9 protein-coding genes and 1 pseudogene are annotated in these 8,421 nt (G+C 63.5%); 8 read left to right on the top strand and 2 right to left on the bottom strand.

Annotation, left to right across the window (positions count from 1 at the left end; genetic code table 11):
• The first annotated feature begins 267 nt into the window (after window positions 1-267).
• The 5 genes from thiC to Q7U29_RS08855 all read left to right on the top strand — a co-directional run bounded on the left by thiC (window position 268) and on the right by Q7U29_RS08855 (window position 4,627).
• Entirely contained in the window at window positions 268-2,187 is a 1,920-nt protein-coding gene (thiC, locus tag Q7U29_RS08875) for a phosphomethylpyrimidine synthase ThiC (RefSeq protein WP_304740526.1), read from the top strand.
• 144 nt (window positions 2,188-2,331) lie between these two features.
• Window positions 2,332-2,763 (top strand): hypothetical protein, encoded by a 432-nt coding sequence (locus Q7U29_RS08870; protein ID WP_304740524.1) that lies wholly within the window; start codon window positions 2,332-2,334, stop codon window positions 2,761-2,763.
• A 143-nt stretch (window positions 2,764-2,906) separates the two neighbouring features.
• Window positions 2,907-3,407 carry a mismatch-specific DNA-glycosylase gene (locus tag Q7U29_RS08865; RefSeq protein WP_304740522.1) on the top strand — a complete coding sequence of 167 codons (501 nt, stop codon included), beginning with the start codon at window positions 2,907-2,909 and terminating at the stop codon, window positions 3,405-3,407.
• A 97-nt stretch (window positions 3,408-3,504) separates the two neighbouring features.
• Entirely contained in the window at window positions 3,505-4,242 is a 738-nt protein-coding gene (locus Q7U29_RS08860; RefSeq protein ID WP_304740520.1) for a hypothetical protein, read from the top strand.
• Between the two features lie 25 nt (window positions 4,243-4,267).
• The gene (locus Q7U29_RS08855) at window positions 4,268-4,627 is read left to right on the top strand and encodes a hypothetical protein (RefSeq protein ID WP_304740518.1); all 360 of its coding nucleotides are present in this window, start codon (window positions 4,268-4,270) and stop codon (window positions 4,625-4,627) included.
• A gap of 851 nt (window positions 4,628-5,478) precedes the next feature.
• Here the strand turns inward: Q7U29_RS08855 and Q7U29_RS08850 are convergent.
• Both Q7U29_RS08850 and Q7U29_RS08845 read right to left on the bottom strand, forming a co-directional pair.
• Window positions 5,479-5,916 (bottom strand): hypothetical protein, encoded by a 438-nt coding sequence (locus Q7U29_RS08850; protein WP_304740516.1) that lies wholly within the window; start codon window positions 5,914-5,916, stop codon window positions 5,479-5,481.
• A 307-nt stretch (window positions 5,917-6,223) separates the two neighbouring features.
• The gene (locus Q7U29_RS08845; RefSeq protein ID WP_304740514.1) at window positions 6,224-6,712 is read right to left on the bottom strand and encodes a hypothetical protein; all 489 of its coding nucleotides are present in this window, start codon (window positions 6,710-6,712) and stop codon (window positions 6,224-6,226) included.
• Between the two features lie 115 nt (window positions 6,713-6,827).
• Between Q7U29_RS08845 and Q7U29_RS08840 the strand changes: the two genes are divergently transcribed.
• The 3 genes and pseudogenes from Q7U29_RS08840 to Q7U29_RS08830 form a co-directional block, all read left to right on the top strand.
• Window positions 6,828-7,595 (top strand): SDR family NAD(P)-dependent oxidoreductase, encoded by a 768-nt coding sequence (locus Q7U29_RS08840; protein WP_304740512.1) that lies wholly within the window; start codon window positions 6,828-6,830, stop codon window positions 7,593-7,595.
• A 326-nt stretch (window positions 7,596-7,921) separates the two neighbouring features.
• Window positions 7,922-8,206, top strand: coding sequence for a helix-turn-helix domain-containing protein (locus tag Q7U29_RS08835; protein ID WP_304740510.1), 285 nt, complete (start codon window positions 7,922-7,924; stop codon window positions 8,204-8,206).
• A gap of 77 nt (window positions 8,207-8,283) precedes the next feature.
• A pseudogene (locus tag Q7U29_RS08830) lies at window positions 8,284-8,421 on the top strand (cytochrome P450); the annotation flags it as partial.

Here is an 8,421-nt window from a genome sequence, read left to right as displayed (position 1 = left end):
GGGTGCGCGCCTGGCTCGGGCTGCACGCGGAGGCGGCGTGAGATGAGCACCGGTGTCATCGCCCGGCATAGCCGTACGAAGGACGGCGTCGCTTCCGCTCGCCTGTGCCGGGCGACCCAGTATTCCAGAGACGGTCGCGTTCGACCGAGAAGCCGCGGCGTACTGGATCGCCCGGTCAAGCCGGGCGACGACACTTTTGTTGTAGCGGGCATCTTCGCTTCGCTCGCAATGACGGAAACGACAACAAAATCCACCGGAGGATAACCCATGAACATCCGCTCCAACCCCGACACCACGCTTCCCGCCGTCACCACCGGACCCCTCCCCTCGTCCCGCAAAATCTTCGTCACCCCCGATGAAGCGCCGGACCTGCGCGTTCCCCTGCGCGAGATCATCCTCAGCAAGGGCGCCGGCGAGCCGGATCTTCCGGTCTATGACACCTCGGGCCCCTACACCGATCCTGCCGTCACCATCGACGTCAACGCCGGCCTCGCGCGTGGCCGCATCGCCTGGGTGAAAGAGCGCGGCGGAGTCGAGGAATACGAAGGCCGCGACATCAAGCCGGAAGACAATGGCAATGTCGGCGCCTCGCATGCGGCGAAATCATTCACCGCGCATCACAAGCCGCTGCGTGGGCTAGGCGACCACATGATCACGCAGCTGGAATTCGCCCGCGCCGGCATCATCACCAAGGAGATGATCTACGTCGCCACCCGCGAAAACCTCGGACGCAAGGTGCAGCTCGAACGCGCCGAAGCCGCCATCGCCGACGGCGAAAGCTTTGGCGCGGCGGTGCCGGCGTTCGTCACGCCGGAATTCGTCCGCAGCGAGATCGCGCGCGGCCGCGCCATCATCCCCTGCAACATCAACCACGGCGAACTCGAGCCGATGATCATCGGCCGCAATTTCCTGACAAAAATCAACGCCAATATCGGCAACTCCGCCGTCACCTCATCGGTCGAGGAAGAAGTCGACAAGATGGTGTGGGCGATCCGCTGGGGCGCCGACACCGTGATGGACCTCTCGACGGGGCGCAACATCCACACCACGCGCGAATGGATTCTGCGCAATGCGCCGATCCCGATCGGCACCGTTCCCATTTATCAGGCGCTGGAAAAGTGCGACGGCGATCCCGTCAAGCTGACCTGGGAGCTCTACAAGGACACGCTGATCGAGCAGTGCGAACAGGGCGTCGACTATTTCACCATCCACGCCGGCGTGCGGCTGCCCTACATCCACCTTACCGCCAACCGCGTCACCGGCATCGTGTCGCGCGGCGGCTCGATCATGGCGAAGTGGTGCCTCGCGCATCACAAGGAGAGCTTCCTCTACACGCACTTCGAGGAAATCTGCGACCTGATGCGCAAATACGACGTCTCGTTCTCGCTCGGCGACGGCCTGCGGCCGGGCTCGATCGCCGACGCCAACGACCGCGCGCAATTCGCCGAACTGGAGACGCTCGGCGAACTCACCCAGATCGCCTGGAAGAAAGGCTGTCAGGTCATGATCGAAGGCCCCGGCCATGTGCCGCTGCACAAGATCAAGATCAACATGGACAAGCAGTTGAAGGAGTGCGGCGAAGCCCCGTTCTACACCCTCGGGCCTTTGACCACCGACATCGCGCCGGGCTACGACCACATCACGTCAGGCATCGGCGCCGCCATGATCGGCTGGTTCGGCTGCGCCATGCTGTGCTACGTGACGCCGAAGGAGCATCTCGGTCTCCCCAACCGCGACGACGTCAAGGTCGGCGTCATCACCTACAAGATCGCCGCCCACGCCAGCGATCTCGGCAAGGGCCACCCCGCCGCCCAGCTGCGCGACGACGCCCTCTCCCGCGCCCGCTTCGACTTCCGCTGGGAAGACCAGTTCAACCTCGGCCTCGATCCGGAAACCGCGCGCAGCTACCACGACGAGACGCTGCCGAAGGACGCCCACAAGGTCGCGCATTTCTGCTCGATGTGCGGCCCGAAGTTCTGCTCGATGAAGATCACGCAGGATGTGCGGGATTACGCGGCCACGCTGAACGATCCGGACAAGCGCGCGGTGGCGGGCGGGGCCGTCGGCATGACGATGTCGGGCGTGATCGAGGACGGGATGGCGACGATGTCGCAGAAGTTCAAGGACATGGGCGGGCAGGTTTACCTGGATGCGGAGAAGGTGAAGGAGAGCAATCGGGTGTTGTGAGAGGCGATCTAGGTTGAGGCCGGGCGAGAGCCCGGTCTCATTTTGTCGATTGCAACCTATGCGTTTATCTGTTAAAGACGTGCTTATTCATGAATGACGAGATTTTAGCTTTATTTGCAAACAAATCGTATTTTGGAGGAAGAAATGGATGCTCCAGTTGGGACTATCGTTGCTTCTATGCTTGAGGAAGCGCAATTCCAAGCTCAACCCGGGATTAGCCGTAATTGGGTACTCGCCAAGGGACAACCGGCCACAGGAAGCAAATACGCGGCTGTAACAGGAAAAACTCAGCTTCCCGATCTGCGTGGCGTATTCCTTCGCAGCAGTAATTCGGATTTAGCAGCTGCTGACCAACAGCAGCGAGGCAACCCCGAGAACAAGAAACTCGGCGAATTTCAAGCCGACGACTTCAAAACTCACACTCACGAAACGCCTAGACCCGGCGGCAACGATGGAAATCGAGCCGGAAGGCAAGACGCTTGGTACGGCGGCGGATCATCGAGCACGGGTGCTGCAGGCGGAACAGAAACACGTCCGCGGAACATTACAGTAAACTATTTCATCAGGATCAATTGAGCACCATACTTTGTTCGGCAAATTCATCGCTGTGCTATCCGCCCTTGGCGACAACTAACTCATCGTAATCGCCAGCCCGTAGACGGGTTGAGCACTGTGATACCCATCGCAGGACCAAAATTTTCGCGATGGGAACACCTGGCTTGGAAAAACTCCCCGACCAACTCCAACCCCACCTCCGCCTCGTCTTCGTCGGCACAGCCGCCGGACAGCGGTCCGCCGACCTCGGCCATTACTACGCCGGTCCCGGCAATCGCTTCTGGCGCACCATCCACGAGGTCGGCATCACGCCGCGCCGCTACGAACCGCATGAATTTTCTGCGCTGTTGAAGCTCGGCATCGGCTTCACCGATGTCTGCAAGACCGGCGCGGGCATGGACCATCAGGCGCTCAAATTTCCCGTCGATATCGCGGCCTTCCGGGACAAGATGCTGCGCTACCGGCCAAACACCATCGCCTTCACCAGCAAGAAGGCCGCCAGCCTGTTCTACGGCCGGCCGACGAAAGCGGTTGCGCTGGGGCGGCAACAGGCCGACGGCGATTTTCCTGTCGTGTTCGTGCTGGCTTCGCCGTCCGGCGCCGCGACGCGATACTGGTCGGTGCAGCCTTGGCAGGAACTGGCGGAATTGGTTAGAGGCCGGTGAGCCGGGTTAGCCCTTTCGAAACCATCACATGTCGCGATGGCCATGAAGGGTTTCGCTTCGCTCGACCCCATCCTGCGGGTGGAGTATTCGGGATGTCGTGAGAAAGCAATTGACCCCGCATTCGAGCCACGGACTTGTCCGGCTGCTGTTGGTTGCCGCGTCGCTTGTCGCCGGCGGATCCTCTGCGATGGCGCAGCGGCTCGTCGTCCCGGCCGAGGTCGTGCTCTATCTCCACGCGGATTTGAAGAGCACGGATTTCGTCCGGCCGCTGGTTTGCGCGCTCCAGACGGTGCTCACGGCGCCGGTCGTGACGCAGACATCCAGTCTCCGGTTGGGACCGGAGTTGCTGGCAACGCCGGCCCAGTTCGACGTCAGCAAGGTCGCAGAGGTGTTTATCCGGACCACGGCCGCCGAGGGCAGCTCGCCATCCTTCAAGTATCTCATTATTCCCCATGACCTGAAGTTTGAACCTTTGCGCTATGTCTTTTCCACCAGCTTCGGCGATGAGACGACGCCCCATCATGTCGGCGTGCTGTCCACGGCGCGGCTCGATCAGGGCGGCGAAATGACGGCGAGGCGTGCCTACAAGCTGATCCTAAAATCGATCGCGCGGGTTGCCGGCCTCAGGAGTCCGGAAGCCTGTATTCTGTCCTTTCCCAATAGTCTCGACGAGCTGGACCGAAAATCATCCGCGTTCTGCCCGGACGATCGCGCGACGCTGATCAGGGCCGGAATTCTGAATGCGCGGGAAGGCGAGAAAGGCACCGACTGTAGCGCCATCTCGCAACGCGGACCCGCAGGCCTGCTGGTCGCGGCAGCCAGCGGCAAACCATGATGATGGCCGCGATAAGGTGGCACGCGTGAGCCCGGAAGTCCGCATCGCGATAAGCTTTCTGGTCGTGTTCGGCGGCGGATTGTTGCTGGTGTCGGCATGGATGCTCGCGCGTGCGGACGCGGATGCGCGCAATTACTTTCCGCTGCAATTCGCCGATGAGCTTTCGTCGCGATACTACATGATGTACGTGCTGTTCAATCGTTCGATCCCGCTGGAGATCCGGCAGCGGGTCGGGGTTTCCCAGGCGCTGGCGATGGTGGCTTTCGCGGGCTTCGCGGCGGTGGCCTGGCTCGCCGGCAATCCCGTCATCACCGTGCTGTTGCTGCTGATCTGCGGCTTCGGGGTCGCAAACACCGTTGTGCAGTGGCGCAGGGCGAGGCGGTAGCGGGGTTCGCTGAACCGGCGAAGCTGGATTGCTTCACGGAGCCTGTCATCGGGCGTGCATTCGCGCGACCCGTTGGCTCGCCATGACGACGCTCGATCGCGCCCGCCCTTGCCGCCACGCCTGAGCGCGTCGCCTGCGACAAATCAACCCGTCGGGCAAATCACTTCCGATTATCGGAAATCAAAGTCAAGCCGTTCAAATAAAAATATTCCGATTTACAGAAATATTAGGCCGGTCTATATCCCGCCCGTCTCACCCGATGAGAGGGGCGGATCGCGATCGTCACGAACGCGCGGTGGGATGCGGTGGACGCGGAAGTTGCGACTGACGAGCGCAATTCGAGCGGACGGTGAAGACGTGTGGTCCCGACACCCCAAGGGCAGGTGTCACGTTCGCGAGAAGCAAAACTTCTCGCGGGCAACGGCGGCAAAAGTGCAGGGCTCGCCGAGGAGAGCGCGGTATAATCCGTAAACCACTGCGCAGGGAAAGCCGGATGCCTCCGCTTCACCTGTATGCTCGTGTGCCGCCTACACTACACTATTTGCACACGAGACCGCGGGTGCAGCGCGCACCCGGCTTTCCCTGCGCCCTCCTTGTTTTCGAGGGCGTCGAATACGCAAAGCTCGGGCGCATCGCGCCGCGACAATGCGGGCGTGTGTCTGCTGTTTGAAATTTAATCGAGACGCTCGCACCCTCGTCGTCCCGGACAAGTGAGCGACAGCGAACGCCGATCCGGGACCCATACCGCGTTGTGCTCTCGTTCAAACGAGATGGATGACGCAGTCGTCGCCCGTCTCACGCCGGTGGCTATGGGTCCCTGCGTTCGCAGGGACGACGAGAGAGAGAGAATCCTACTTCAGCGTGATCGCGAGCCCGCTGAGATCGACATTCGCCATCAGCCCGGTCTGGCGGCCCGACAGTTCCAGCACCGCGCCCTTCTGGTTGGTCAGCACGATGGCGCGGGCGCCGCGGCCGACGGCAAGACCGGCGCCGGCGGCGCCATAGACGCCGGCGACGTCGGAGGGGCGGTTGATGTTGCTGACGCGGCCGCGCAGCACGGTCTTGGAGCCGCCGAACACCAGACCGTAGTCGAGGCCGCCGGCGGACAGCGCGTAGTTGCGGCCGCGAAAATTCAGCGTGCCGCCGCCGCCGGAACCGCCGATCACCCAGCCGGCCTTGTAGATCGTGAGTTGCACGCTGCCCTCGTCGGCGCGAGCGGAGGACAGCGCCGTGCCGGCGAAAGCCATCAGCGCGAGCAGCGCGACGCGAAGGCTGGATGAAATTTTCATGGATCGGGTTCCCTCCGGGATTCTGCAGGCAGGCGTGCGTGCAATCGAATCGTTGCCGCAATAGTAGCAAGCGCGGGGCGGATCGGCTAACGGCACTGCGTCGGCGGCGGGTTCCATGACCGCCGCCTTGAACCTGATGCGGGGCCGGAACACTCATTGGTATCCGGGGCGCGTGAGCCTCACGGCTCCCACCCAGCCGTCAAGGACGGCATGCTGCGCGAGGGCCGCTGTTCGCTGTAAGAAAAACCGTTCGATCGGCGGAGAAGATGGGCACGCGCGCGGACAAGCGCCGTGCCCATTGCCGTTCCTACACCCTGCGGAATCGTACTTCCGCAATCAGCGCCTCGCGCGCCGCCGACAGCGCCAAAAACGCCTGCGCGCTGCCGCCGGCATCGGGATGCGCCGATCTGGCGGCGCGCTTCCAGGCGCGGTGGATTTCCGGCGCGGACAGCCGGCGGTCGAGCGGCAGGCCCAGCAGCTGCCGATGCCGCGCTTCCGGCGCCAGCGCCTTCACCGGGATGTCGCGCCGGCCGAATTTTGGCGTGGTGAGCGTATGCAGGGCCTCGCGAATGACGCCGAGGCGGCGCCGCGCGGCGTCGGTGATGGCGGGGTCGGCGGTTGCCGCCGCGGCGTGACGCAGGATCGGCAGCGCCTGGGCGGCCGCCTGCCGCAGCAGCGCCTCGGCGCCGGTCCGCGCCATCACCTCGGTGAGTCGCGCGGCTTCGCGCCAGTCAGGCGCGGCCGCCTGCCAGATCCGCTCGAGTTCGAGCTGCCATTCGCCGAGTCTGCTATCCATGGTGCGACACCGGAGCGAATGGATACAATGCAGCGGTAAAGCTTTCCGTTTCCGCGGCCGTCAATTTGAATTAGTTTGTATTCATTCAGAAAACCAAAAACACCGAGGAAACCCCATGCCCCTTCTCGAAAACCACATCGCGGTCGTCACAGGCGCCGCCTCCGGAATCGGACGCGCGATCGCGGCAGGCTACGCCAGGGAGGGCGCGCGGGTGGTGCTGCTCGACATGAACGAAAAGGCCGCGGCCGAAGCCGCGCAGGAAATCCGCAGCGCGGGCGGCAAAGCCGAGAGCTTTGCGCTCGACGTCACCAAACGCGACGACTGCGTCGCGGTGGCGAAGAAGATCGCCGACACCGTCGGACAGGTCTCGATCCTGGTCAACAATGCCGGCATCGCGCGACGCAACGGCATGCTGGGCGCGCCCGAGGCCGTGATCAGCGACTGGGAAGACATCATCGCGATCAATCTCACCGGCGTCTTCAATGTGACCTATGCGTTCCTCAGCTCCTTGCGCGCCGCCCGGGGACGCATCGTCAACATCGGCTCGATCCAGTCCTTCGTGCATCTGCGCACGCCGAGTTCGCCGGCCTACACCGCCTCCAAGCACGGCGTGCTCGGCTTCACCAAGGCGCTCGCCGCCGAGCTCGGCAAGGACGGCGTGCGCGTCAACGCGATCGGCCCGGGCTTTATCGAAACCCCGCTGAACGAAAAGGTGCGCGCGACCAATCCGGATCTGGTCAGGGTTTTCATGGACCACACCCCGCTCGGCCGCCCCGGCAAGCCGGAGGACATCGTCGGCCCCGCGATCTTCCTCGCCTGCGACCTGTCGGCCTATGTCAGCGGCTCGATCGTGATGGTGGATGGCGGCTACCGGACGATTTGAGGGCAGGCCGCTTGCAACGACATCTCCTGTCATCGTCCGGCTTGACCGGACGACCCAGTATTCCAGAGACGGCGGAGATCTTGCCGAGAGGCCGCGGCGTACTGGGTGCGCTGCTGGAGCCTGTCATCGGGCTCGCCGAAGGCGAGACCCGGTGGCGGGGCATGACAACTGCGGGTGGCGCTTCTGTTGCCGCACCGCGTCTACCCGGCTCCCCCAGGCCGTTAGGATTTCGTTAACCAAATCACCGCACCTTGCGGTTGCTGGGGTCGTTCGTTCTCGATGTTTCCGCTCCGTGTCCCGGAGCGAGCGTTGATCGGGAGGTGTCAATGATCCGTGAGTCTGAAGTCCCGTTGCAAGTTTCGACTCAAGCCTCGACTCAAGTCCCCGCGCCGGTTCCGGCGCCTTCGCTGGCTCCCAATGAAATCGTGCCGTTGCTGATCGGCGCCACCGTCGGCGAGGTCGAGCGCGAACTGGTGTTGCAGACGCTGGGGCGCTGCGACGGCAATCGCACCCGCGCCGCGCGCGTGCTCGGGGTCTCGGTGCGCACCCTGCGCAACAAGATCCGGCAATATGCCGCCGACGGCATCGACGTCCCCGTGCATCACGAGTAGTGCCGAGAAACGGGTTTGACAGTCCGGCCCGGCTTGGCCACCTTGCGGGCCAGCCCCTCCCCGGACCCCCCGCGCCCATGTCCAACGCCCCGCATTTCCAGATCGACGTCGCCAGCTTCTGGGCCGACCCTTACCCGACGCTGGCGAAGATGCGGAAGGACGCGCCGATCGCGTTCGTGCCGCAGCTGGGCTCCACGGTGTTCACCCGGCGCGAC

The organism is Bradyrhizobium sp., assembly GCF_030654605.1.
GTDB lineage: Bacteria > Pseudomonadota > Alphaproteobacteria > Rhizobiales > Xanthobacteraceae > Bradyrhizobium.
The sequence above is the reverse complement of the archived record's forward strand: the minus strand, read 5'-3'. Positions and strand labels throughout refer to the sequence as shown.

Bases quoted from the DNA above. Each gene is read 5' to 3' on its own strand.
- Q7U29_RS08870 (WP_304740524.1), top strand. From the start codon at position 2,332: ATGGATGCTCCAGTTGGGACTATCGTTGCTTCTATGCTTGAGGAAGCG.
- Q7U29_RS08850 (WP_304740516.1), bottom strand. From the start codon at position 5,916: ATGAAAATTTCATCCAGCCTTCGCGTCGCGCTGCTCGCGCTGATGGCT.
- Q7U29_RS08835 (WP_304740510.1), top strand. From the start codon at position 7,922: ATGATCCGTGAGTCTGAAGTCCCGTTGCAAGTTTCGACTCAAGCCTCG.
- Q7U29_RS08840 (WP_304740512.1), top strand. From the start codon at position 6,828: ATGCCCCTTCTCGAAAACCACATCGCGGTCGTCACAGGCGCCGCCTCC.
- thiC (WP_304740526.1), top strand. From the start codon at position 268: ATGAACATCCGCTCCAACCCCGACACCACGCTTCCCGCCGTCACCACC.
- Q7U29_RS08845 (WP_304740514.1), bottom strand. From the start codon at position 6,712: ATGGATAGCAGACTCGGCGAATGGCAGCTCGAACTCGAGCGGATCTGG.